This window comes from Erwinia sp. HDF1-3R (assembly GCF_039621855.1).
Lineage (GTDB): Bacteria > Pseudomonadota > Gammaproteobacteria > Enterobacterales > Enterobacteriaceae > Erwinia.
The window spans coordinates 3,065,092-3,089,134 of the sequence record NZ_CP155071.1; the positions used below are offsets into that span (position 1 = coordinate 3,065,092).

Consider the following 24,043-nt stretch of genomic DNA (forward strand, 5'->3'; position numbering starts at 1 on the left):
ACTGGTATGATAGAAACATCTATCTGTTCATCGTATCTTTCTCATCAACAAACTCTGAATACTTTGTCCCATTTACCTGAGGTCAACAACATGTCTGTTAATATTCTGATTGCCGATGAGCACACTTTGATCCGTCGCGGCATTCTCTCAATGATCAACACCATGTCCGCAGGCAACGCAGCTATGGAAGATATTCATTTTAACGTCATTGGCGATACAGATTCTTCCACAGAACTGGTCAGCCTGCTTTCTCATCAGCACGTTGATATCTTGTTTCTTGGCTTTTCCATGAACTCCCACAGCCCCGTTTCTGAACTCAACGGCACGGAGCTGGTGAAATGGCTGGCACGTGAGTATCCTGAAACCCGTATCGTGGTTCTCTCACCCTATCGGAACAGCAATATTATCCGTATGACGCTTGAGGCTGGCGCCAAAGGCTATATCAGCCGTGATACCTGTGAACGTATGCTCTGGCGCGCTATTACCACTGTACTGAATGGTGAGGTCTATATCGAGCGTGGGTTAATGGATTCGCTGCTCCGACGCGATACACTTGTCGGTCAGGAACTTACTTCGCGTGAAGTCGACGTGCTGCGTATGCTGTGCCGCGGGCTTTCTCTTACCACCATTTCAGCAATAATGACGTTAAGCAACAAAACTGTCAGTGCTCACAAGCTACGCGCAATGGAAAAGCTGGGAGTGCAAACCGACTGCCAGCTCTATTGTCTGCTGGCGCAAACGCGTATGTTTAATATTGCGATTTGAAGACCTGATATCTGACCAGAGATATTACTGATAACAGCTTAACGGGTAGCACAGTCAACCAAAACCTTCAGTTCACTACAGGAGAGCAGTAGTCCTTCACTGGCGCGAGATAAACCGGAGCAGGGTTGATTTTTATAATCCATTTTTCCATCCAGAAATACGCCACGTACGAAATTTACCGTAACTCGCTGTGAGTCAATCATGATATTGCACTCTAAATTATTGCAAAATTATTTAGCGCTGTTTGGCTAAACAAATCGCAGTATTCTCCTTTCAAAACCCGCCCGTTTTTTAACATCTTAGCCGCTCCCGGCGCAATGACATGGTTTACTGACTTATTTCATCCCTAACTTTTATAATTAATGGGATGGCTAGTTTAACTCTGGTGAAGAGATCCCTTCAGCACGATAGGCGTGTTGAAGGGATTTAGCTAAATCCTTTTTTCATGCATGAACGGGGGGGTTAGGCCAATGATCTAAAAAAACAACTTTACTCTTCCCCGAGTCTTATTCAGAAAGAGAAATTTCTTGCTGAGCGAGCATATATATTACAACTAATATTTATTAGCACACGAGAGAACGTGATATGAAAAAAATATCTTTGGCTTTAATGATTAGCGCATCGCTGTTTGCTCAGTCTGCCATGTCTGCTGAACAGCATCGCACGCTGAGTTATTTAACCTCATGGGGGCTTCCCTCAGATGCAGCCGCGCAATTGGAGCATGCTAAAGTCGACACCTGGCTGCTGTCATTCGGCGGGTGGGATGCGCAGGGAAACATTTCATCCTCCGATAAGCTACTTGATATTCCTGAATACAATGCCTGGTATCTTGAAACGCCTTATACTACCTGGACTCAGGTGAAACTGGCGCATCCTGAGAAAAAGATGATGGTTGCTTTTGGTGGCGAAACCTATGAATCTATGTGGTCACATCTGGATAACAGCAGCAACCGTGAAAAAATCGCTCAGGGGCTGGTTAAGCTGCTAAATACGGATTTTCCGGTTTATAAAAAGAACCTTAAGCCTGAGGAAATGCTCGGTGAGTGTCTGTCGCATAGCTGGGATGGAAAAACCTGCGAGATGGGGAATTATCAAAAAGCAGGTACGGTTCATCTTGACGGCATCGACTTTGATTTCGAAAAAGCAGCACGTCTGACACCTGAAGAAAACGATAATTTATTGCACTTAGCCCAGCGCGTACGCCAATTATTGGGGCCTGATAGTAAAAAATTAATTAGCCTGACAACTTATCATGTCGGTGCCGACCCGGAAAACTGTGCAAACTCCGGTGTTACCCAGGACTGCTCCTTTGTTGAAGAAAAGCGTTCGTCACACCATGGTGAAGTTCTGCCCCTACTGACCAAAGGTAAAAACATTTTTGACTTCTTTAACGTAATGACTTACGACGCTGGCCCTAACTTTAAATACAAGACTGCGATGGCAAACTATGCAAGGGCAGTAGGCGATCCATCAAAGATCCTGTTAGGTAATACCATTAATAGTCAATGGGGACCAGACGGACGCTATGTTGAACTCAGAGAAAAAAATATTGAGCGCGCCGCATGGCAGGCTCGCAACAACTACGGTGGTTTCTTTGTCTGGACGCTGGGTTCTAATAACCAGCAGCTAAGCTTTTCCGATCAGGTTGATTATATCAATGAGATGAAAGAGGCGGCTAATGAGGGAAACGAAAGCACTGTTAACCGCCCCCCTACTGCGATAGTTAACTACCCTGCAGAAGTCACAGGCGCGGCCCATGTTATTCTGGATGGCTCCGCGTCAGTCGATCCTGAAGAAGCGCCTCTCTCTTTTAAATGGGAGCAAATATCTGGTCCAACTGTCACGTTGATTAACAAAGATCGGGATGTCGCTAGCTTCGAGCTATCCAGCACACCTGTGGACGTCAATTTAGGTTTCAGACTAACAGTAAATGATGGTGAACTCGATTCCGCCCCTGCTGATATTATTATTAAACATAAAGCAGAAGTTACTGAAGAGAAGCCTGTAGACGACAAACCCATTGACGATAAACCCACTGACGACAAACCCGTTGACGACAAACCCGTTAATGAAGTCCAGGGTGCATGGCAAAGTGGTAAAGTCTATGTGGGCGGTGACGTTGTGAGCTGGCAGGGGAAAGAGTATAAAGCTCGCTGGTGGACCAGGGGCGATCAACCCGGCAACAAAGATGTCTGGGAAAACCTGAATAAGGCTGGCAGTGAACAATGGAATACCGAACGCTCATATTTTGGTGGAGCAAAAGTTGTGTGGGAAGGTAAGACCTGGGTTGCCAAATGGTGGACTAAAGGTGAACAGCCGGGTCACAGCGATGTCTGGCAATCACAGTAACGTGTCAAAGCGTTAATAATAGCGTGCTTTCTTCTGGCCCCATGTTCAACATGGGGTTTTTCTCACCGTGATAAAACACAGCTGTCCTCTCATCCCGTAAGAATATTTGCCTGGAAATAATGCTCCAGCTTACTTCGTTTACCCTCGGCATGACAACCCCGCTGACCTGCTCCCCTCTGGTTAATCCATCGCCAGGCTAGTAATGTTTATCATTGAACGATGAGGACATTACCCATGAAAAAGCGTTTCTCTGAAGAACAGATCATTGGCATCCTGCGCGAAGCTGAGGCCGGCATGGCAGCTAAGGAGTTGTGCCGTAAGCATAATATTTCCGATGCGACATTTTATACGTGGCGAAAAAAATTTGGCGGTCTGGAAGTCTCCGAAGTCAAGCGTCTCAAAGCGCTTGAAGATGAAAACGCACGTTTGAAAAAATTGTTGGCTGAAACCATGCTGGACAAGGAGGCCCTGCAGGCAGCGCTTGGGGTAAAGTATTAACACTGTCTCACAAGCGCAATGCGGTTGCTCAGATGTGCCAGCAATCAGGTATTTCAGAACGTCGTGCCTGCCATCTTGCCGGGCTTTCCAGAGCAACTTGTCGTTATCGCTCTCTTCGGGCACAACGAGATGAAGCGCTGTCGGAACAGATAAAAGCGCTGGCGCATGAGCGCCGACGCTTTGGTTACCGTCGTATCTGGCAACTGCTGCGACGCGATGGCGTCGACGTAAACCATAAAAAAGTCTACCGTATTTATCATGAAAATGGATTGGCTGTTCACCGGAGAAAGCGTCGTAAAGGGCTGTCCGTGGAGCGTCAACCTCTTGTTCGGCCCAGTGCTCCAAACATGACCTGGTCGATGGATTTTGTCATGGACGCTCTCGCCGGTGGCAGAAGGATAAAATGCCTGACGTGCGTGGATGATTTCACCAAAGAGAGCCTCGATATCGCTGTTGCGCACGGGATCTCTGGCGAACAGGTGACGCGGATACTCGATAATGTGGCGTTATTCAGGGGTTATCCCAAAGCGATACGCACCGATCAGGGGCCAGAATTTACCGGCCATGCGCTGGACCAATGGGCTCATTATCATGGCATTGAGTTAAAATTTATCCAGCCGGGAAAACCGACACAAAATGGTTTTATCGAAAGTTTTAACGGGCGGTTTAGGGATGAATGCCTGAATGAACACTGGTTCAAGGATCTTGATCAGGCACGCGAGATCATCAGCGACTGGCGACAGGACTATAACGAGCGAAGACCACATTCTGCGCTTAATTACCTGACGCCGTTGGAATTCGCTGCAAACTATCGCAGTGGCAAAAATGATACGGCTCAAAACGATGTTACTAGTTAAGTGTCGGCTTAATTATTGGGGGCAGGTCACCGCGAGAACGTGGGGAATTATTCTTCTCCTGATTTGTTAGCATTGAGTGTGGTCAGGGCGACCGTGTTGGCTTCACTTTTATCGATAGAACCCCCTCAGGTTCGCCGTGGTGATAAATGGCCCTGAGATGTAATAAGCATCATTTATTCTGAGGAAAACTACAAAGGAGCGCCGGGAGCAGTAAATCCGTTTGCTGCTATTCGGGAATAAGTAAGTTTTAGGGGAAAGTCGCTGAACCGCCAAACTCCAGATAGATTTTTGCCAGATTCTGGAACTGATTAAAGCGGTTTTCATCCAGTAACAGCTCGGCCTGGCGGCGATTCTCCTGGGCGTCGAGCCAGAACGAGATACGCACAGCGCCCTGCCGGTAACGCACTTCATTTAACCGCTCTGACTCCCGCGCCAGCTCAAGTCCTCTATGGAGCCTTGTCTCCTGGGTCAACAGTTGATTACGCAGGGAGAGCTCGTCTTCGATACTGCTCATCGCTTTATACAGCGACTGTTTAAACTCAAGCAGTCGCTGCTCATAGTCGATGCGGGCAATCTTCACCTCCACACCCCGTTGCCGCCACTCCAGGAAGGGCAGCGTCAGGCTGCCACCTGCGGAGCCTATCGGATTTTGCAGGAACGCCAGTAGCAAACTGCTGCTGGTGCCGAGAGAGCCGGTCAGACTGAATGCGGGGTAGTATTCGGTGCGCCTTATATCAACGGTAGCCAGAGCTTCACGCACCCGCCATTCTTTAGCACTGATATCGGGTCGGTGTCTCAGTACGCTGGCCGGAATGTTCGCATTAACCTGCGGCATTGCCTCTTTTGACAACGTCGTTGGTTCAAACACAGGGCTGCCCGGTGCGGCATCAAGCAGTACCGTCTGCTGGTTAAGCGCCTGCAGACGTTCACGCTGTAGCCCTGTCAGTCTGTTTTCCTGGGTCAGCAGGCTTTGTTGCGCTTCCACTACATCAAGTGATGAAGCGCCGCCCGCACGGTAGCGAGCATTAGCCAGGCGTAGCGTCTCTTTTGCGTAGTCGATGCTCTGATGAAGGGCGGCTATCCGTTGATTAACAAAACCGATGCGCCAGTAGTTATTACTGGCCTCTGAGAGCAAAGTCAGTCGTGCAGAGCGCAAATCATCTTCCGTGGCCTGACTTGCCCACGCTGCCGCATCGCGCTGACGGGCAATTTTCCCCCAAAGATCCAGTTCATAAGCGGTGTTGAGGAGGGCGGAGCTGCCTTTTGTCCCGTCGGATGAGCGGTCCAGCTGTTTTCTACCGTCCACGCCCAGCGTGCCTTTTAGCCCAGGATCGCTGGCGATGCCAACTCTCTCAGCGTCAAGCCGTGCCCGGTACACCCGCAGCACGGCTATCGCCACGTCGTTATTGCCTGCCATGACCTGGTGTAGCCAGCGCTCCAGCCGGGGATCGTTAAACGCTTTCCAGTCAAACGGTGCCAGGTCTCCGGCGGTATCGTTCTGGTACCAGCTGGCGGGATAATCTATCGCAGGAGCGTGATAGTCGCTTTTCAGCGTCTTTGCGCAGCCAGCGCTGAGCGCGGCGGCAATACATAACGCCGAAGGTGATAAAATTTTCATAGGTTACTCGCTGGCCAGTGAAGCGACCGGATCCATCCTTGCCGCCTTGCGAGCGGGAAGATAACCGAAGATCATGCCGATCAATGTTGAACAGAAAAATGCGGCCGCAGCGGCCTGCCACGAATAGATAGCGGTAAACATTCCGCCTGCCAGCGCGGTAAACAGCGCACCTGCGCCATAAGACAGCGCGATACCCAACGCACCGCCAATCAGGCATACCAGCACGGCCTCAATCATGAACTGCAGCATAATATCGCTACGACGGGCCCCTACCGCCATGCGCACGCCGATTTCATGGGTTCGTTCAGTAACAGACACCAGCATAATATTCATCACCCCAATACTGCCGATCATCAGCGAGATACAGGCAACCATCAGAATTAAAATGCTGAAGGTCATTGAGGTGCGTTCTATGGATTTTCTTATCTGTTCAAAATTATAGAGCTGAAAGTCTTTTACACCATGGCGCTGTGTCAACAGCTGGGAGATAGCGCTGACCGCCGCCTCGTTAGCAACATTGTCCTTCAGCCGGACGCTGATGCCGGTCAGAACAGGTTTGCCGACCATTCGGTACATTACCGTGCTATAGGGCATCCACACGGTAATGCGGTTTGGCGCATAGCTACGATTGTTGCTTTTAGCGATGCCAACAATCCGCGCAGGCACGGAACCGAGGAAGATAATTTGTCCCAGTGCCGATAATCCAGCCTCATCAAATAACGCTTTGCGGGCGTTTTCATCGATAATGACTTCCTGGAGGGCGTTACGATCGTCCCTGAAGGTGGCCCCCTGCATAATCTCAATGCCGTTAACGCGGAAATGATTGCGCCCGACGCCATTAACAGAGGCGGTTGCGGATTTACCGAGAAAACGGATGTTGTCTGAGGCGCTCACTTCCGGGCTCACGCTGTCAATAAACCCCTGCTTTGCCAGCGCCTCAGCATCTGCCGGGACCAGCGTACGAATGCCTTCGGTGCTGTCGTCGAAGAAATCCCGCCCGGGATAAATACTCACTACATTGGTGCCCAGTTCTTTAATGCTCTCCAGCGTCTGCTGCTTCGCGCCCTCACCGAGTGCCACTACCGTGACCACGGCAGCGATGCCAAAAATAATCCCGGTCATGGTTAACGTGGTGCGTAAACGGTGCGCGTTCATGGCTTTCAACGCCATTTGCAGAGATTCACGCATACGATCGAGCAAACTCTGCCAGCGGTTCTGGCGGGTCCGACTGGGCGGCAGCAACACTTCCGCAGTGGTTACGCGGCTGCCGCTGTCGGAAATAATTTCACCCTCGCGCAGTTCGATAATTCGCTGAGCATGCTGCGCCACCTTCATATCGTGAGTGACTATCACCACCGTGTGGCCGCGCTGGTTAAGCTCACTGAGGATAGTCAGCACCTCCTGCCCGGACTGTGAATCCAGCGCCCCGGTTGGTTCATCCGCAAGAATGACCTCCCCGCCGTTAATCAGCGAACGGGCAATACAGACCCGCTGCTGCTGGCCGCCGGAAAGCTCGCCGGGCTTATGGTGCTCTCGGCCTTCCAGCCCAAGCCTTGCCAGCAGCACAGCTGCTCGCAGCCGACGCTGGTCACGCCCACTGTTGGCGTAAATGGCGGGGATCTCAACATTGCCCAGTGCGCTAAGATCTTGCATCAGATGATAGCGCTGGAAGATAAAGCCGATATGTTCCCGCCGTACTCTTGCAAGCTCATCCGGTGAAAGCAGGGCGGCATTTTGGCCGCCGATGTAGTAATCTCCGCTGTCAGGGACGTCAAGGCAGCCCATGATGTTCATCAGGGTCGATTTCCCCGAACCTGAAGCTCCGATAATCGCCACCAGTTCACCTGCCGCGATAGTCAGATTCACCTCTTTCAGGACGGTAAGCGGCTGGCCGCCGTTGCGGTAGGTACGGCTAATGCACTTCAGCTCAATGATATTTCTCACAGCACAAACCCTTCTCCGGGCGATTTCTCACCCGGCTGCGCCAGCACCACAATTTCCCCAACCTTTAAGCCCTTGAGGATCTGAATATCCACGCTGTTGGTTATTCCTGTCTTAACCTCGCGAGTTTCCAGCTTGCCTTTAGCTGTCAAAACCTGCACCAGCTGCTTATTTCCGTCGGCTTTATGCACCGCCTGAATTGGCACCAGCAGCGTATCTTTGGCTTCGCTGGCAAGTAGCGCGACCTGCGCAGTCATGGCTATACGCAGCCGGTTTTCCGGATTGGGCACGTCCAGTAGCGCGTTATAATAGACGGAAGCATTTGAGGTGCCGGAGCCTGAAGCCGAACTGCTGCTGGCAAGAGAGTCATCTTTCATCACCGACTCAGGGGCCAGCTCAATGGTGCGGAGCGTCGCGTTATAGTGCCTGTCCGGTTCCGGGAAAATGGTGAAGCGCGCTTTTTGCCCCACGGAAATACGGGTAATATCGGCCTCAGAGATCTGCGCCTTAATGGTCATGACGTCCAGTCGGGCCAGCTTGATAATGGTCGGTGCGCTCTGGCTGGAGTTAACCGTCTGCCCCTGTTGCGTGACAACCGCGATAACAATGCCGTCCATCGGGGCGATAACCCGGGTATAGCTCAGATCGACCTTTTTCTTTTCAACCTCTATCTGCGCCTGCACGAGACGCGCATTAAGCGACAGCAGCTCTGCACGGGTGCTGGCGAGCGTCGCCTCTGCGGACTCAAAATCCTCGTGCGAGCTGGCATCTTCGTTCAGCATCTGCCGCTGTCGTTTAAAACGCAGCTCAGCCTGTTTCAATAGCGCTTGTTTGGCTTGTAGATCGGCTTTGACCACGTTGAGCGCGGCTTCGGCGTTACGCAAATCATTACGCTGCGGCACATCGTCAATGTCGGCAATCGGCTGCCCTTTAGTGACACGATCGCCCAGCTTTACTTTCAGCGACTTAAGCTGACCCGAGACCTGAGCCCCAACGTTAACGCGTTCGATAGCGTCGATTCGGCCGGTAGCCAGTACCGAATTTTCGATATCCCCCTTGCGCACGGTGGCCGTGACATACTCAGGATCCTGCTGGCTGCACAGGAAGAAGAACAGCACGATGGTAAGGACAATGAGTAGCACAGCAGCACAGGCGACGACGCGGCGTGAAGGGAATTTCGTAAACATTGTGCAGGTTTTCCATAACTTTAAACGCAGTGATCTTAGTGCCTCATAGTGAACACCACAGTCTCTACTGGAGGTAAACACGGCGCTATCATTTTTTAATGGACACTATTGCGGGAATTACCGGACATGGATTACTGAGGCCCTGCGCCGTCATTTTGAAGGAAAGCTGTCGCGCATTGAGGCGGACCGCCGCTGTGCACGCCTAAAACCACCCCCTATAAAACTCGCTGATTTTCAGTGCGAGATCGGCATTGTCTTACTGCCTATATCCGTGCCATCCTCTGCCAGCGCTGCAACCACTACAGTGGTTTGGGTCGGCAGATGATGTCTACATACACCATACACCACGAGTGTTTCACCGGGCAGAATATACGACTTTTCAAGTGTGCCAGGCATATTGTCCGGCATCAATTTTATTTCTGTGTTTAAACGCAACCTGGAATTGCCTGTGTTTGTGGCCTTCAGCACATTGCCTTTGGCGGACCAGAGAAGGTGATTCCAGCTGTCGGGTTGTGCTTCCAGCCCTTTAAATTCATCCTGTTTCAGGGACGGGGGATCGTATTGCGTGCTCATACTGGATAGCAACATGGGCGATGCATCCGGTGACATAGCTGAAGCACTGGTGCAAAATGTAACGAAAAGAGGAAAAAATACGGCTCCAACAATTTTTTTCTTCATTGTCATTTTTTTATTATCCTTATCCTGATGAGCTAAAATTAGTAGCTGGCATCCTCATTTAACCAATAAGTGGGGTCCCGCGATGCCAGATACCTGTCTCACGCAGAGGATAAAGGGACGTATTTCTATCCCTAAAATAGCCAGCTGCAGAGAGTACAAATATACCTTTATGCCGGCAGAATTCAGCGAGTAAAATGCCTTAGCGCTAGTAGAGAAATTGATCACCAACTCATACGGCGTAGTAGTGCTTTACCTTGCCAGTGATGCTTAACTACTGCCAATATATGTCCCGTTACCAGCAGTCCAAGCACAGAGCAGGAAGAAAAATGGATCTTATTGAACAGTGATGTTAACTGAGGATCGGTTAACGGCTGCGGTATAGACAAGTAGTTAAAAAAATTAATGGGTCTTTCCATCATCAGCACTCCGGTAACCAGAACGACGGTAATGACAACATAAAGTGCAATGTGGCCTGTAGAAGCCATTTTCTCTTCTCTTTTCGTTAATAAACCATCCTCCCTCTTTTTCGAGAAAAGTGCGTAAATAAGTCGGATAGCAAAAAAAGGAATAAATAAAGTTGTCAGCGATACGTTAAAAAAACCAACCCAACTCTTTACTGCGGGTGAGGGATTACCCAGCCCTACCCAAAAGCCGCTAATGGTGGCCCAGAGAATGACAACGGCGGACATCCAGTGTAACAAAACACGAGACTTCGGGTATTTAATTATCATATAAAAATCCTGGCGTATGAATTAAATAAAAAATTAAAGTTTATTAAAATAAATTTTCATGAAATGAAAAATCACCCCATGTCTGCAGTAGCCATCTCGTTACATATCTTTTTCATGCGGTAGATTTTGCCCGATAACGAAGGCGAGAGATATCTGACAAGTACGAAATACGCGGGTGAAGGCGGAAGGGAGAAAATAGCGATTTTCGGTTGATAACGGGTTGTAGGATAATTTACCTCTGCCACATTGTCTGCCGCCGCCTGCCAGTTCAGAGACATACTAGTCTGCGTCGCTTCACTTGCCGCATAACGATTATCGGCTTTATCTACCACAATGATGTATTTGAGTATATTTGCTTGACTGTTTCCAGATCGGCAGGAATTTAAGGGGCGTTTGCACCTGCGGGAATCGACCCTTCTCCAGGTCAATATCCATCCCATCAAAGCCATACTCTTCAATTACGTTAATAATTTCATCGGCAAAATTTTTTAATATTACCCACGCTAAGCTGACTATGCGCAGCTGCCCCGCCCAACGAGAGCAGAACCGCACGATCCTGAGCATTGAATTTTGCGACTTTTACCCTGAAGGCAGCATCAGACATATTATAAGGCTTTAAGCTGGGAATCCCTTCACCGGTCATAAAAGCCACGGTTATGACATTGCAGGCTTCTGGTACGGCTGAAAGCCGTATATCAGCCGAGCCCTCTGGTAACCATCGGATTTACTGGCCCGGTTATGCCAAAATCCTACCAGGGTATTCTTATTACTGATATATCGCATGATTGATGCCGCATCCTGAGCCGCTGCATGGGCGTTTGTAGATGGTACTGTAATCAGGTTTATATAGACTCGTATCATGCTACGCAAATAAACATACGCAGTTTATTTTCACTGAATTACCTATGTGCGTAATATTAATTGACGGCATGGATTAGATGTTATTTTTAACTGTATCAGACAAACACGGCTATCCACCCCAATGCAGCTAAGATTATGTAAGGGCCAAAAGGGAAGGCTTCACCACGTTTACGCCGCAACACAAAAATGGCGCTGAACATAGCCAGTAATGAAGCGAAAAGCATTATCTGAAACAATCCGTCTAACCCCACCCAGGCCCCCACACTCGCAAAAAGTTTCATATCCCCCATTCCCATTCCCGCTTTACCATATCGCCATAAATAAAAGCTCGCCAGCACCATGGGAATCGCAAATCCCAGGGTCGCAGCCAGCAATGACTCCTGCCAGCTTACGACACCATACCCGGTTAATGATGCTGTGAGCGTCAATCCAATCAGCGGGAAGGTCAGGCGATCGGGTAATAACGATGTTTGTAAATCAATAAAAAAAAGTGGCACCAGCAATGTAATCGCAAGTATCCCTATCACTCCCTCAGGCGTTAAACCATATCGATTAATAATCAAAGTAAACAGGACGGCAGTCAGGAGTTCAATCAGCGGATAACGTGGGCTGATTCGTTGTCTGCAATTGATACAGCGCCCCCTGAGCATCACCCATCCAACCACCGGAATATTATGACGTACTTTTATCGGCGATTGGCACTGAGGACAATGCGAAGCAGGAAGTGAAAGTGTTAATTTTTCTCCTTTTAAAATGAGAGGGAGCCGGTAGATAACCACATTGAGAAAACTTCCCACCACCGCACCCAATACTGCAAGAAAAATTGAAGTAATCATGCTGATTCTTATCCACAGATTTTAAAGTGTCGCAATACTAACAGCTGTGCCAAACAAAAAATTATCTACCTGGAAACGGGTCCGACAATCTATAATACGTGAAAAAATTCGTCAAAAAAAAGAGAATATTCTAATGTTTTCTTTAAAAAACATGTGAAAACTTTAGGGTAAATTTCGATGTATATCTTAGCTTTTTCCAATAAATTGAGGTTTGGCCTGATTGAGAACCTGAGCACCTCACTCCTGATAAGATTGCTGCATTTCATGAAAAAAGGTTCAAATTATCTAATTGACAGCTCAAAACACAGCGCTCATCATCTAAAGCCATTTGACATTATGGGTGGCGTTTTTTTCTTTTTTTATGCATCAGGCGATTCGCTACCCGGCCAGAAATCCGCTACTATCCGCTCCCACTCTCCATCCGGGCGGCCTGATGTCTGTGATTTTCGATACGTTTATTGCCCCACCGTGCCATGACAGCATAGAGATCCTCTATCAGGACGAGCATCTGGTACTTATAAATAAACCCGCCGGGCTACTGAGCCTCTCGGGGAAAAATCCGCAAAATCTCGATTCGGTGCATCATCGCCTGGTACAGACCTTCCCCGGCTGCACGCTCGTCCACCGCCTCGATTTCGGCACATCCGGGCTGATGGTGATTGCCCGTAATAAAGCAATTAACGCCGCTCTCTGCCATCAGTTCAGCCAGCGCACGGTGACTAAAGTCTACAGCGCGCTGCTCTGTGGACATCTGGACGATGACGAAGGGGTGATAGATGCTGCGATTGCTAAAGATCCGGCGCTGTTCCCGCTGATGTCTGTCTGCTCCATCCACGGCAAACCCGCCCGCTCCCGCTATCGGGTCGTTGAGCGCTTTTATCACCGGCTGGAAGAGAGGATGCTGCCATTAACGCGGGTCGAGCTAACCCCGGAGACCGGGCGCACCCATCAACTGCGCATTCACTGCCAGCAGCTGGGCCACCCTATTTTGGGCTGCGATCTGTATGGTGGTCGCCTGCTGTCAGGAACCGAAGGGACACCGCGCCTGATGCTGCACGCCGGTGAATTACACTTTGTTCATCCTGTCAGCGAAGAAGAGATTAAGGCCATACATCCCTGCCCGTTCTGAATGCGAAAATCGCTGTTACGTTGCCAGAGCGGAGAAGCCCGACGTCAGGCTAACGCCCGTGCGTGAAGCGTTTGCCCGCTAGCGCTGAACGTGAAAAAGCTAACCGAAATTTACCACATCAGATCATCAGGCACTTTAAAATCGGCGTAGGGATCGTCTTCGTCCTGCTCTTCCTGACTGAGTGCGCTATTTAATACAATGCTGTTCGCATCCCGCTGGGCAATTTTATCGGCCACGCTCGCCGGGATAATAGCGTACTGGCTTTCGCCACCGTTATCGGCGACCAGACGGGCAATGGCCAGGCGACCATTAATAAGCTGGGTTTGCGTCGTCTTATCAACGGCTATTTTTTTAATCAGGTTATTGTCTGTAAAGTTAAAATCAATGCTGCCTTTTGCAATGACCACCCTGTTCATTTCAATAAGCTGTTTCACCTGAGCTTTATACTCTTTCGATAAAGCGGCCTGTTTCTGCTGTTCATTGAGCTGCTTATCACGCTCAAGCTGTGACTTTTTATTTTCTTCCACCGCCTCTCTGGCCTCACGGGCCTGAACGCGTGATTTTTTAGCCGTTTTTTGCACTTTGGCCATTTTTTTGCTGGTCACTAATCCAGCCTTAAGCATCTGCTCTTGTAAGGTGAGTTTTGTCATCTTCGTCTCTAAACCCATAAAAAAATTTAGGGGATTATACCTGTAACTTTCAGAGCTGTACCAGCCTGTCGGACCGGATCGCCAGGAGGGTGAGGCTAGCGAGGTTTATCCTGAGATGAGTTAAGGTTCATCAGTCTTTGCTCGATACATGTCGCGGTGAAGGTCGCGGCATCAGAAAAACCCGTATTCTGCGCGACAATCTGCACACCCTCCAGCAGCAGGGTTATCTCCTTTGCCAGCGATTCAGGCTCTGCGGCGCCCGACTGTTGGCATAGCGTCTCCAGTCGATGAAATTGCCTCTGCTTATGTTCAACAATTATCGTGCGCACGTCCGGAAAATGTTCGCCCGCTTCAGCCAGCGTATTGGTAAACGGGCACCCGCGATGCAGCGTCGCATTTACGTTATCGGTAATAAACTGGACAAAACCCATTATTTGCTGGATGGGCTGGTCGGGAAAACGCGCCTGCAAATCATTGAAAATCGCAGCGTAATCTTCAGTCAGGAGTTTGATCCATTCCATAACCAGTACTTCTTTAGACGCAAAATGGCGGTAGAGCGTCATTTTGGTCGATCCTGCTTTCTCAGCAATGGCATCGACGGTGACGCGCAAAATACCATCCTGACAGAACAGCGTTTCTGCCGCCAGCAGCAGGCGTTCGCGGGGCGGTAAGCGAGGCTCGATGTTTCTGGGCACAGTAATCCTCATTGAACGATACCGTTCAGTATAGTACGATACTACATAGTATCATGTGATACTCACCAGTATACACGATTGTTTTTATCGTATTAATGGCTTTTTAACGGAGCACTATGAAACTTTCTGAATACACCGAGTTTGATGCGGTTGGGCTGGCGGCGCTTATCTCGCGGGGCGAGGTAAAAGCGTGCGAAGTGAAGACTGCCGCGCTTGCCGCTATTGCTGCGGTAAACCCTGAACTCAAGGCGGTGATTGAATGTTGGCCGGAGGCAGAGAGCAGCCGTCAGGGGGCCTTGCGCGGTGTGCCGATTCTTATTAAAGATTTAGGCATCACAGAGAAAGGACGTCGAAATGAATTGGGTAGCCGTCTTGCCGAGGGGATGATCGCTTCAGAAGACTCTAATCTGATGCAACGCATGAAACAGTCTGGCCTTGTGGTGCTGGGTCGCACTACCACGCCCGAGCTGGCAGCAAGTACGACCACTGAGCCCCGCTTTAACGGAGGCACGCGAAATCCATGGAACCTGGCATTTAGCGCTGGCGGCTCCAGTGGCGGTTCCGCTGTAGCCGTTGCATCGGGTATGGTTCCTGCCGCGCATGCGACCGACGGTGGGGGTTCTGTACGCGTACCCGCCTCGGTAAATGGCCTGTTTGGAGTAAAACCCAGCCGTGGACGGATCAGCATGGGTCCGGCTGTCGACGAAGTGTGGTCCGGGCTGGCGGTACATGGCTTTATTACCCGTTCCGTACGGGATAGCGCAGCACTGATGGATGCAATGCACGGCGCGTTCGCAGGCGATCCGTTTCAGATTTCTCCACCACGTGAAAGTTTTGCCTTAAGCGCGAAGACCAATCCAGGGCGGCTCAGAATCGGTGTGATGGAACGCCCGCTGAATAATTCCCCATGTTCTTCAGAGGTGATTCACAGCCTTGAAAAAACCATCAGCCGCCTGGCTTCACTGGGGCATCACATCGAATCTGTCACTCCTGATATCGGCCTGAGCTGGGAGGCGTTTGTCGAGATGAACGCGCGGTTCTGGGCCACGAATACCGCTGTCTGGATCGACGGGCTGGCCAGTGTGACTCAGCGTGCGATAAACAGTGACACACTCGAAGCCTCCAGCCTGGCTCTTTACGCGTTGGGCAGGTCGTTGACTGCCAGTGACCTGTCAGGCGCGATGCACATGCGCAACACGGTGACGCGAAAGATGGGCCTATTTTTCCAACAGTATGATCTGTTGCTGACGCCCACCCTGCCCCATCTCCCTCTTAAGCTGGGGAGCTACAACGCGAATCAGCGCGAGTCAGAGGGTCGGGAATGGATGCATCACGTCTTTAATCAGTCGCCTTTCACCGCACTGGCTAACATCTGTGGCACCCCTGCCATGTCAGTCCCTTCAGATATCAGCGAGGGGCTAAATCTGCCGGTTGGCATGCAGTTTTTCGCCGCTTTTGGTGGGGAGTCATTACTCTATAATCTAGCCGGTCAGCTGGAGCGTGCATTCCCCTGGCAGTTAACTAAACCGTCCGTTTGGGCGGGTCATTAACCCGACCGGCTGAATCACACGTGGGGAAGACAGAGTTTTACTGTTGTGGGAAAGATCCAAACAGAAAAGCCCGCTTAAGCGCACTTAAGCGGGCCTGTTGCACAACAGTTTTAGCCGTTAGCGGGCCGACAGACTTCAGATGTCGAAGCGATCCAGGTTCATCACCCGGGTCCATGCCGCCACAAAGTCCTTAACAAACTTCTCTTTGGCATCTGCGCTGGCGTAAACCTCGGCGCTGGCGCGTAATACGGCGTTGGAGCCAAACACCAGATCGGCGCGCGTGGCGGTAAATTTCACCTCACCGCTGACGCGATCGCGCCCTGCAAAGCGTTCACCGGAGGCGTCGGTAGCTTTCCATTCCGTGCGCATATCCAGCAGGTTCACGAAAAAGTCGGCGTTAAGTTCGCCCACCTTATCAGTGAAGACGCCGTGCTGGCTGCCGTCAAAGTTTGTTCCCAGCGAGCGTAATCCACCGACCAGCACCGTTAATTCGGGCACGGTAAGCGTAAGCTGCTGGGCCTTATCAATCAGCAGATCCTCTGTCGAGGTCTTGCCAAAAGTACGGCGGTAGTTACGGAAGCCATCCGCTACCGGATTAAGCAGTTCAAACGATTCGATATCCGTCTGTTCCTGACGGGCATCCACGCGACCCGGGGTAAAAGGCACCTCAACGTCTACGCTGACCGCCTTCGCGGCTTTTTCTACGCCCACGACGCCTGCCAGAACAATGATATCCGCCAGGGATGCTTTCGGATAAGACTGCTGAATAGCTTCCAGAACCGGCAGTACGCGGGCGGCAGTGGCGTTAACCTCCCACTCTCTCTGCGGCGGCAGCGCCAGACGAGCGCCGTTTGCGCCGCCGCGTTTGTCACCGCCACGGAAGGTTGAAGCCGAGGCCCAGGCAACCGAGGTCAGCTCACCGATGGAGAGGCCGGAAGCCGCAATTTTTTCCTTCAGCTGTGCAATGTCGGCAACCGTTGGGTGATACACCGGCGCGGGCAGCGGATCCTGCCAGATCAGGTCTTCTTTAGGCACTTCTGGTCCGATATAGCGCGCTTTCGGCCCCATATCCCTGTGGGTCAGTTTATACCAGGCCCTGGCAAAGGCTTCGTTAAAGGCCTGCGGATCGCTATGGAAACGGCGCGAAATTTTCTCAAATTCCGCATCGAAACGCAGGGTCAGATCGGTCACCAGCATGGTCGGCTTACGTTTTTTCGACGTATCGAAAGGATCGGGAATAATATCCCCGGCATCAACCGCTTCAAACTGAATAGCACCGGCCGGGCTGCGCGTCTGTACCCACTCATATTTAAACAGGTTTTCGAAGAAGTAATTACTCCACTGGGTTGGCGTCTGTGACCAGATCACTTCTAGGCCGGAGGTAATGGCATCCGCACCAACGCCGCTGCCATAGCTGTTTGCCCAGCCAAGGCCCTGCGCTTCAATAGGTGCGGTCTCAGGATCGACATCAACATGGCTGGCTGCCGCTGCCCCATGAGTTTTACCCAGCGTGTGACCGCCAGCGATTAACGCAACGATCTCTTCATCGTTCATCCCCATATTGCCGAAGGTGGCACGGATAGCCGGTGCCGCCGACGCAGGATCGCCACTGTGCTCCGGGCCTTCCGGGTTAACGTAAATCAGCCCCATTTCCGTTGCACCCAGCGGCGCGCTCGCCAGCGATTCAGGATGGCGGTGTTCAAGCCAGGTGGTTTCATCACCCCAGTTCACATCCATATCCGGCTCCCAGACGTCTTCGCGTCCGGCACCAAAACCGAAGGTACGGAAACCAGAGTTTTCCAGCGCAACGTTGCCCGCCAGGATATAGAGATCGGCCCAGGAAATTTTCTGGCCATATTTTTGTTTAACCGGCCACAGTAAGCGGCGTGCCTTATCCAGACTCACGTTGTCTGGCCAGGCATTCAGGGGAGCGAAACGCTGCTGTCCGCGACCTGAACCGCCTCGCCCGTCAATCGCACGGTAGGTGCCTGCGCTGTGCCATGCCATACGGATAAAAAGGCCAATGTAGCTGCCCCAGTCGGCAGGCCACCAGGATTGTGATTCAGTCAGCAGCGCTTTGAGATCGGCTTTAAGTGCAGCGTAGTCTAATTTGGCAAATTCTTTACGATAATCAAAGGATTCATCCAGTGGGTTAGAGCGGGCTGAGTGCTGATTCAGCAGATCGACTCTGAGCTGATTGGGCCACCAGTCACGATTGCTGGTACCGCCACCCGCCGTTTTATTTGAGTTTCCTGCATGGAAAGGACATTTGCTAATATCGGCTTCTCTGTCTGCTTCAACAATCGGTTTTGCGTCTTTTGCTGCTTCATCAATAGAACTGCTCATTCTCACACCCCTTTTATGTATTCTTGTCGCTACTCTATACGCGGAAATAACGCAGTCACATCTGAAATACCCTATGTATTTGATAGAGCTTCCCTTCGGAATTTTTGGGCGCCTTCTGCGAATTTTAACCAACCGTAATCAGTACCATTCTAATAATAGCCGCTTAGCGACCAGGGTTTTGTTTCTGAGGCCAAAATTTACTGGAATGTCACGGTGCCCGCCTGCCCCGGCTTCTGCTTTCCCTGCCCGCTTCTAACCTGGCGTGACCCTCATAAAAAAACGCTTCGCTCCAACTTATAGCCTGTGCTATACATTATAGCAAATGCTAATTATGCTGTTTTTATAAGCCTTATGGGGGATTTTTATGCCGTTTGCACCGTGGTTAAAATCAGGGATTTGCGCCCTGCTGGCGACCTTTCTGTCGCTCACGCCTGCCGCTGCGCAGGAGAAGTTTAAAGTCATCACCACCTTCACCATCATTGCGGATATGGCGAAAAACGTTGCCGGTGACGCCGCCGATGTGGCCTCCATTACCAAACCGGGTGCAGAGATCCACGAATACCAGCCCACTCCCGGCGATATTAAACGCGCCCTGGGCGCACAGCTGATCCTCGCTAACGGTCTGAATCTGGAATTATGGTTTAAGCGCTTTTATCGCCATCTCGCTGGCGTGCCGGAGGTGGTGGTGTCCGATGGCATTCAGCCCATGGGTATCAGCGAAGGCCCCTACAGCGGTAAACCTAACCCCCATGCGTGGATGTCGCCGGAAAATGGGCTGATCTACGTCGATAATATCCGTGATGCGCTGGTGAAATACGATCCTGATAACGCGGAGATTTATCGCCAGAACGCCGCCGCCTATAAGCAAAAAATTCGCGCCACCGTCGCCCCGGTTCAGCAGGCGCTGGCGAAGATCCCGGCAGATAAGCGCTGGCTGGTGACCAGCGAAGGCGCCTTCTCCTATCTGACCCGCGACTTTGGGCTGAAAGAGCTATACCTGTGGCCGATAAATGCCGATCGGCAGGGAACGCCGCAGCAGGTGCGGAAGGTGATTGACGTCGTTAAGCAGCAGCATATCCCGGCGGTGTTCAGTGAAAGTACCGTTTCCGATAAGGCCGCCCGTCAGGTGGCGCGTGAAACGGGCAGCCACTACGGCGGCGTGCTCTATGTTGACTCACTCAGCACCGCCGACGGCCCGGTGCCGACCTATCTCGATTTGCTGCGCGTGACCAGCGACACCATCGTTAAAGGCATCACTGAGGGTTTAGCGAAATGAATGCGTGCTCTGCACTTCATTGCGGCATACGGGTTGACGATCTGACGGTGACCTACCGCAACGGTCATACCGCCCTTCGCGCTGCAACCCTGGCGGTTCCGCCTGCCAGTATTACGGCGCTGCTGGGCATTAACGGCTCGGGTAAATCCACGCTGTTCAAGGCCATTATGGGCTTTGTACCGCTCTCCGGCGGATCAATTACGCTGCTGGGAATGCCGGGCAAACGCGCCCTGAAAAGCAATCTTGTCTCCTACGTGCCGCAGTCCGAAGAGGTGGACTGGTCGTTTCCGGTACTGGTTGAGGACGTGGTAATGATGGGCCGCTACGGTCATATGGGCATGCTGCGTATTGCCCGCGCGGAAGATAAACGCCTGGTGGATGCGGCGCTGGAAAGAGTGGGCATGTCTGACTTTCGTCACCGGCAGATCGGTGAACTCTCCGGCGGCCAGAAAAAGCGGGTTTTCCTGGCGCGCGCCATTGCCCAGCGCGGTCAGGTGATCCTGCTGGATGAGCCTTTTACCGGCGTTGACGTTAATACCGAACGGCAGATTATCAGCCTGCTGCATGAGCTGCGGGCAGAGGGCCGCACCATGCTGGTCTCGACCCATAACCTCGCCACGGTTAGCGACTACTGCGACCATACGGCAATCGTGAAAGGCACGGTGCTGGCCTGCGGGCCGACCTCCACGACCTTTACCCGGGAAAACCTGGAAAACGCCTTTAGCGGCGCGCTGCGCGGGGTGGTGTTCAGCGATCCGCCGCCTCAGCCCCAGGATCTGGCGGCCGTTGGGGAGGTGCGCTGATGGCGTGGCTGGCCGAACCCTTCCACTATCACTACATGCTGAACGCCATGTGGGTGTCGGCGCTGGTCGGCGGAGTATGTGCTTTTCTCTCCTGTTACCTGATGCTGAAGGGCTGGTCGCTGATTGGCGATGCCCTTTCGCACTCAATCGTGCCGGGCGTGGCGGGCGCCTATATGCTTGGCCTGCCCTTCGCGCTGGGGGCGTTTCTCTCCGGCGGGCTGGCGGCGGGAAGCATGCTGTTTCTTAACCAGCGGTCGCGGCTGAAAGAAGATGCCATTATCGGCCTGATTTTCTCGTCATTCTTCGGCCTCGGCTTATTTATGGTCTCGCTGAATCCCACCTCGGTGAATATTCAGACCATCGTGCTGGGCAATATTCTGGCCGTTGCACCGGAGGATATCCTCCAGCTGGGGATTATCGGCTTCACCTCCCTGCTGATTTTGCTGATCAAATGGAAGGATCTGATGGTGACCTTCTTTGATGAAAACCATGCGCGATCCATTGGCCTGAATCCCATCCGTTTAAAACTGCTGTTCTTCACCCTGCTGGCGGCCTGTACCATTGCCGCGCTGCAAACCGTCGGTGCGTTTATGGTGATCTGTCTGGTGGTCACGCCCGGCGCGACGGCCTGGCTGCTGACCGACCGGTTTCAGTGGCTGCTACTTATTGCCGTGGTTATCGGCAGTCTCACCAGCTTTTTCGGTGCCTGGCTCAGCTACTATCTCGACGGCGCAACCGGCGGCATCATCGTGGTCGCGCAGACGCTGGTCTTTCTTACCGCGTTCGTCTTTGCACCGAAACATGGCCTGCTGGCAAGGCGCAGGCGTTTTAGCGGCGGGCAGGAGGCAGTATGACCCTGACAGAAGTGTTACTCAGTCCACTACAGTTTGATTTTATGCGCACGGCGCTGGCCATCTCGGTCATTGTCGCCATTCCCTGCGCCCTGCTCTCCAGCTTTATGGTGATCAAGGGCTGGTCGCTGATGGGCGATGCCATGAGTCACGCGGTGTTTCCCGGTGTGGTCATTGCCTGGGTTATCGGCATTCCCCTCGCCATTGGCGCGTTTTGTGCCGGGCTGTTTTGCGCGCTGGCTACCGGCTACCTTCAGGAGAACAGCCGGATTAAGCAGGATACGGTGATGGGTATCGTTTTCTCCGGGATGTTTGCCGCAGGCCTGATCGTCTATATTTCCGTGAAGTCTGAGGTGCACCTCGATCATATTTTGTTTGGCGATATGCTTGGCATCGCTTCACAGGATCTCTGGCAAAGCGGCCTCATCGCCTGCGCCATTGCGCTGATTGTCGGAACGAAATGGCGCGATCTGCTGCTGCATGCCTTTGACCCACAGCAGGCTAAAGCCTGCGGGCTGAACACCTCGCTGCTGCACTACGGGCTGCTGAGTATGATTGCGCTGACCATTGTTGCCACGCTGAAAGCGGTGGGGATTGTTCTGTCGATCGCCTTGCTGATTGCGCCCGGCGCTATCGCTATTTTGCTGATGCGCCGCTTTTCGTCGGTGATGATCTGCGCCGTGCTGCTGTCGGTCACGGTGTGCTTTAGCGGCACTTACCTCTCCTTTTTCCTCGACAGCGCGCCAGGCCCAACCATCGTGCTCCTGTTCGCCATGCTGTTTATTGCGGCGTTTATCTTCTCGGTTCGTCGCGAACGGCACAGGACCCTGTGCTGAGTTATCAGACAGCGCTGCCCGTTGCGGCAGCGCATTTGAACGTCATCCCGTGGAACGGGGCACGGTGAACGTTGTGCTCACGGATTGGCGTCGGAGCGGCGGGAACTCAGTACCACAGACGCAGAATCGGCCAGCCCACCAGCAGCAGTGCGGCGATGTAAACCACGCCGAGAATGCCGCCCAGACGCCAGTAGTCTTTCGACTTCACATAGCCACAGCCGTAGATGATGACGCCAGGACCGGTCGCGTAGGGCGTAAGCACGCCCATCAGGCCGATGGAGAGGACCAGCAGCATCGAGAGCTGCTCCATAGGAACGTCAAGACCTTTACCTACCGCCAGAATCACCGGCAACAGCGTCGCCGTATGGGCGGAGAGGCTGGCAAAGAGGTAATGAGCAAAATAGAACACCAGCACTAAGGTGATGATGGTCATATCCGGCGAGAACCCGTCCAGATGGGTGCTCATGGTGGTGGCGAACCAGTCGATAAAACCGGATCGGGTCAGCCCACTGGCCATCACCACCAGCGTGGCGAGGTTGACCAGCGTATTCCAGGCGCTGGCGTAGCGGGTTATCTCCTTCCAGGCAACGACCTGGAAGACCAGCATCAGTGAGACTGCCAGCAAACAGACCGCCGTGGCATTCACCACTTTACCGCCAAAGACCCACAGGCACAGGCTGAGTAGCACCAGCGCGATCAGGCTGTACTCTTTACGCGTCACCCTGCCCATCTCACGCAGTGCGCCACCGGCCCAGACCGCCACTTCATTGCTGTGCGTAACGCCGGGCTTATAGAGATACCAGGAGATAAGCGGTGCCACAATCAGCAGCAGCAGTCCTACCGGCAGAAAGGCCAGGAACCACTGCATCCAGCTGATTTGCAGCCCGGCGATTTTATTGACAAACTCAATGCCCAGCACGTTTGGCGCCGCCCCGGTGATAAACATCGACGAGCTGAGGCTGGTTCCGACGACCATCATCCACATCAGGTAGCCGCCGATGCGGCGGGATGAGGGATCGTTCGGGAAGGAGTCAAACAGCGGCGGAAGATTTCTCACCACCGGAAAGACGGTGCCGCCGGTACGGGCGGTGTTGGAAGGGGTAAAGGGGGCCAGCAGAATATCGACGATAACCACGGCGTAGCCCAGCGTCAGCGTCCGTTTGCCCATAAATTTCACCATAAACAGGGCAATACGCCTGCCGAGTCCGGTAGATTCATAGCCCAGCGCAAAGATAAACGCACCGAATACCAGCCAGACCGTCGTGCTTGAAAACCCCGCCAGCCCCCATTTCAGCGCCTCTTTACCGGCGTTAAAGCCCGGAGCGGCCAGCTCCGCCGGGTCAAACAACACCCAGTCAGCGGCCAGCACGCTGGCCGTCACCGCAATAAAACTGACTGCCGTGGCCGGAACAGGCTCCAGGATCATCCCGACGATCATGGCAACGAAGATGGCGAAAAAATACCAGGCCTGGGGAGGCATTCCCGAGGGGACAGGTAGCAGTAAAATTGCGGCCAGCACCACCAGCGGTGCCAGGGATTTCATTATTTTCGATGTTAACTCAGACATTTAGCCTCTCCTTAGGCGA

The 24,043-nt window shown here is 52.3% G+C and carries 19 protein-coding genes; 9 read left to right on the plus strand and 10 right to left on the minus strand.

Translation table 11 applies throughout. The annotated features are described in order from the left end of the window. Positions 1-90: 90 nt before the first annotated feature. The 3 genes from AAGR22_RS14040 (at position 91) to AAGR22_RS14050 (ending at position 4,469) form a co-directional block, all read left to right on the plus strand. A complete protein-coding gene (locus AAGR22_RS14040; RefSeq protein WP_345828069.1) occupies positions 91-765 on the plus strand; it encodes a response regulator transcription factor in 675 nt (224 codons plus the stop codon). Positions 766-1,350: 585 nt separating this feature from the next. Next, positions 1,351-3,114: a glycosyl hydrolase family 18 protein gene (locus AAGR22_RS14045; protein WP_345828070.1), complete on the plus strand. Its 1,764-nt coding sequence runs from the start codon at positions 1,351-1,353 to the stop codon at positions 3,112-3,114. A gap of 234 nt (positions 3,115-3,348) precedes the next feature. After that, positions 3,349-4,469, plus strand: a protein-coding gene (locus AAGR22_RS14050) for an IS3 family transposase (RefSeq protein WP_345827955.1) whose coding sequence is annotated in 2 segments (ribosomal slippage) — positions 3,349-3,601 and positions 3,601-4,469 — 1,122 coding nt in all. Because the reading frame shifts where the segments join, the coding sequence is not laid out codon by codon here. Positions 4,470-4,716: 247 nt separating this feature from the next. On the opposite strand, the gene AAGR22_RS14055 is transcribed toward AAGR22_RS14050, so the two are convergent. The 6 genes from AAGR22_RS14055 to AAGR22_RS14080 all read right to left on the minus strand — a co-directional run bounded on the left by AAGR22_RS14055 (position 4,717) and on the right by AAGR22_RS14080 (position 12,321). After that, positions 4,717-6,087, minus strand: a complete 1,371-nt coding sequence (locus tag AAGR22_RS14055; RefSeq protein WP_345828071.1) for an efflux transporter outer membrane subunit — start codon at positions 6,085-6,087, stop codon at positions 4,717-4,719. 3 nt (positions 6,088-6,090) lie between these two features. Next, positions 6,091-8,031, minus strand: a complete 1,941-nt coding sequence (locus AAGR22_RS14060) for a MacB family efflux pump subunit (RefSeq protein WP_345828073.1) — start codon at positions 8,029-8,031, stop codon at positions 6,091-6,093. Further along, positions 8,028-9,215, minus strand: coding sequence for an efflux RND transporter periplasmic adaptor subunit (locus tag AAGR22_RS14065; protein WP_345828075.1), 1,188 nt, complete (start codon positions 9,213-9,215; stop codon positions 8,028-8,030). The genes AAGR22_RS14060 and AAGR22_RS14065 overlap by 4 nt, the downstream gene beginning before the upstream one ends. Positions 9,216-9,449: 234 nt before the next feature. Further along, positions 9,450-9,899 (minus strand): hypothetical protein, encoded by a 450-nt coding sequence (locus AAGR22_RS14070; protein WP_345828076.1) that lies wholly within the window; start codon positions 9,897-9,899, stop codon positions 9,450-9,452. A gap of 215 nt (positions 9,900-10,114) precedes the next feature. Continuing rightward, positions 10,115-10,624: a cytochrome b/b6 domain-containing protein gene (locus AAGR22_RS14075; protein ID WP_345828078.1), complete on the minus strand. Its 510-nt coding sequence runs from the start codon at positions 10,622-10,624 to the stop codon at positions 10,115-10,117. A gap of 956 nt (positions 10,625-11,580) precedes the next feature. Further along, the gene (locus AAGR22_RS14080) at positions 11,581-12,321 is read right to left on the minus strand and encodes a prepilin peptidase (protein WP_345828080.1); all 741 of its coding nucleotides are present in this window, start codon (positions 12,319-12,321) and stop codon (positions 11,581-11,583) included. A gap of 433 nt (positions 12,322-12,754) precedes the next feature. Here AAGR22_RS14080 and AAGR22_RS14085 point away from each other — a divergent pair, with 433 nt between their 5' ends. Then, positions 12,755-13,450 carry an RluA family pseudouridine synthase gene (locus AAGR22_RS14085; RefSeq protein ID WP_345828081.1) on the plus strand — a complete coding sequence of 232 codons (696 nt, stop codon included), beginning with the start codon at positions 12,755-12,757 and terminating at the stop codon, positions 13,448-13,450. Between the two features lie 110 nt (positions 13,451-13,560). Here the strand turns inward: AAGR22_RS14085 and AAGR22_RS14090 are convergent, their stop codons facing one another. Both AAGR22_RS14090 and AAGR22_RS14095 read right to left on the minus strand, forming a co-directional pair. Further along, complete coding sequence (locus AAGR22_RS14090) at positions 13,561-14,100, minus strand: DUF2058 domain-containing protein (RefSeq protein WP_067707458.1); 540 nt, start codon at positions 14,098-14,100, stop codon at positions 13,561-13,563. A gap of 95 nt (positions 14,101-14,195) precedes the next feature. Then, on the minus strand, positions 14,196-14,795 hold the full coding sequence (locus AAGR22_RS14095; protein WP_345828083.1) for a TetR/AcrR family transcriptional regulator: 600 nt from the start codon (positions 14,793-14,795) through the stop codon (positions 14,196-14,198). Positions 14,796-14,911: 116 nt separating this feature from the next. On the opposite strand from AAGR22_RS14095, the gene AAGR22_RS14100 reads away from it, so the two are divergent. After that, positions 14,912-16,345 (plus strand): amidase, encoded by a 1,434-nt coding sequence (locus AAGR22_RS14100; protein ID WP_345828085.1) that lies wholly within the window; start codon positions 14,912-14,914, stop codon positions 16,343-16,345. Between the two features lie 135 nt (positions 16,346-16,480). Here the strand turns inward: AAGR22_RS14100 and katG are convergent, their stop codons facing one another. Beyond that, positions 16,481-18,691, minus strand: a complete 2,211-nt coding sequence (gene katG / locus AAGR22_RS14105; protein ID WP_345828087.1) for a catalase/peroxidase HPI — start codon at positions 18,689-18,691, stop codon at positions 16,481-16,483. Positions 18,692-19,055: 364 nt separating this feature from the next. Here katG and AAGR22_RS14110 point away from each other — a divergent pair, with 364 nt between their 5' ends. Genes AAGR22_RS14110 through AAGR22_RS14125 form a run of 4 tightly spaced genes read left to right on the plus strand, consistent with a single transcriptional unit; the run spans position 19,056 to position 22,457 of the window. Then, positions 19,056-19,967 (plus strand): metal ABC transporter substrate-binding protein, encoded by a 912-nt coding sequence (locus AAGR22_RS14110; RefSeq protein ID WP_345828089.1) that lies wholly within the window; start codon positions 19,056-19,058, stop codon positions 19,965-19,967. Then, a complete protein-coding gene (locus AAGR22_RS14115) occupies positions 19,964-20,770 on the plus strand; it encodes a manganese/iron ABC transporter ATP-binding protein (RefSeq protein WP_345828090.1) in 807 nt (268 codons plus the stop codon). The genes AAGR22_RS14110 and AAGR22_RS14115 overlap by 4 nt, the downstream gene beginning before the upstream one ends. Further along, on the plus strand, positions 20,770-21,624 hold the full coding sequence (sitC, locus tag AAGR22_RS14120; protein ID WP_345828092.1) for an iron/manganese ABC transporter permease subunit SitC: 855 nt from the start codon (positions 20,770-20,772) through the stop codon (positions 21,622-21,624). Before AAGR22_RS14115 ends, sitC begins: the two co-directional genes overlap by 1 nt. Continuing rightward, positions 21,621-22,457, plus strand: coding sequence for a metal ABC transporter permease (locus AAGR22_RS14125; RefSeq protein ID WP_345828093.1), 837 nt, complete (start codon positions 21,621-21,623; stop codon positions 22,455-22,457). Before sitC ends, AAGR22_RS14125 begins: the two co-directional genes overlap by 4 nt. Before the next feature lie 106 nt (positions 22,458-22,563). Here the strand turns inward: AAGR22_RS14125 and AAGR22_RS14130 are convergent, their stop codons facing one another. Further along, the gene (locus AAGR22_RS14130; RefSeq protein ID WP_345828094.1) at positions 22,564-24,024 is read right to left on the minus strand and encodes an anion permease; all 1,461 of its coding nucleotides are present in this window, start codon (positions 24,022-24,024) and stop codon (positions 22,564-22,566) included. Positions 24,025-24,043: the final 19 nt, after the last annotated feature.

Bases quoted from the DNA above. Each gene is read 5' to 3' on its own strand.
- sitC (WP_345828092.1), top strand. From the start codon at position 20,770: ATGGCGTGGCTGGCCGAACCCTTCCACTATCACTACATGCTGAACGCC.
- AAGR22_RS14115 (WP_345828090.1), top strand. From the start codon at position 19,964: ATGAATGCGTGCTCTGCACTTCATTGCGGCATACGGGTTGACGATCTG.
- AAGR22_RS14070 (WP_345828076.1), bottom strand. From the start codon at position 9,899: ATGACAATGAAGAAAAAAATTGTTGGAGCCGTATTTTTTCCTCTTTTC.
- AAGR22_RS14045 (WP_345828070.1), top strand. From the start codon at position 1,351: ATGAAAAAAATATCTTTGGCTTTAATGATTAGCGCATCGCTGTTTGCT.
- AAGR22_RS14085 (WP_345828081.1), top strand. From the start codon at position 12,755: ATGTCTGTGATTTTCGATACGTTTATTGCCCCACCGTGCCATGACAGC.
- AAGR22_RS14125 (WP_345828093.1), top strand. From the start codon at position 21,621: ATGACCCTGACAGAAGTGTTACTCAGTCCACTACAGTTTGATTTTATG.
- AAGR22_RS14100 (WP_345828085.1), top strand. From the start codon at position 14,912: ATGAAACTTTCTGAATACACCGAGTTTGATGCGGTTGGGCTGGCGGCG.
- AAGR22_RS14065 (WP_345828075.1), bottom strand. From the start codon at position 9,215: ATGTTTACGAAATTCCCTTCACGCCGCGTCGTCGCCTGTGCTGCTGTG.
- AAGR22_RS14110 (WP_345828089.1), top strand. From the start codon at position 19,056: ATGCCGTTTGCACCGTGGTTAAAATCAGGGATTTGCGCCCTGCTGGCG.
- AAGR22_RS14075 (WP_345828078.1), bottom strand. From the start codon at position 10,624: ATGATAATTAAATACCCGAAGTCTCGTGTTTTGTTACACTGGATGTCC.
- AAGR22_RS14040 (WP_345828069.1), top strand. From the start codon at position 91: ATGTCTGTTAATATTCTGATTGCCGATGAGCACACTTTGATCCGTCGC.
- AAGR22_RS14090 (WP_067707458.1), bottom strand. From the start codon at position 14,100: ATGACAAAACTCACCTTACAAGAGCAGATGCTTAAGGCTGGATTAGTG.
- AAGR22_RS14130 (WP_345828094.1), bottom strand. From the start codon at position 24,024: ATGTCTGAGTTAACATCGAAAATAATGAAATCCCTGGCACCGCTGGTG.
- katG (WP_345828087.1), bottom strand. From the start codon at position 18,691: ATGAGCAGTTCTATTGATGAAGCAGCAAAAGACGCAAAACCGATTGTT.
- AAGR22_RS14080 (WP_345828080.1), bottom strand. From the start codon at position 12,321: ATGATTACTTCAATTTTTCTTGCAGTATTGGGTGCGGTGGTGGGAAGT.
- AAGR22_RS14055 (WP_345828071.1), bottom strand. From the start codon at position 6,087: ATGAAAATTTTATCACCTTCGGCGTTATGTATTGCCGCCGCGCTCAGC.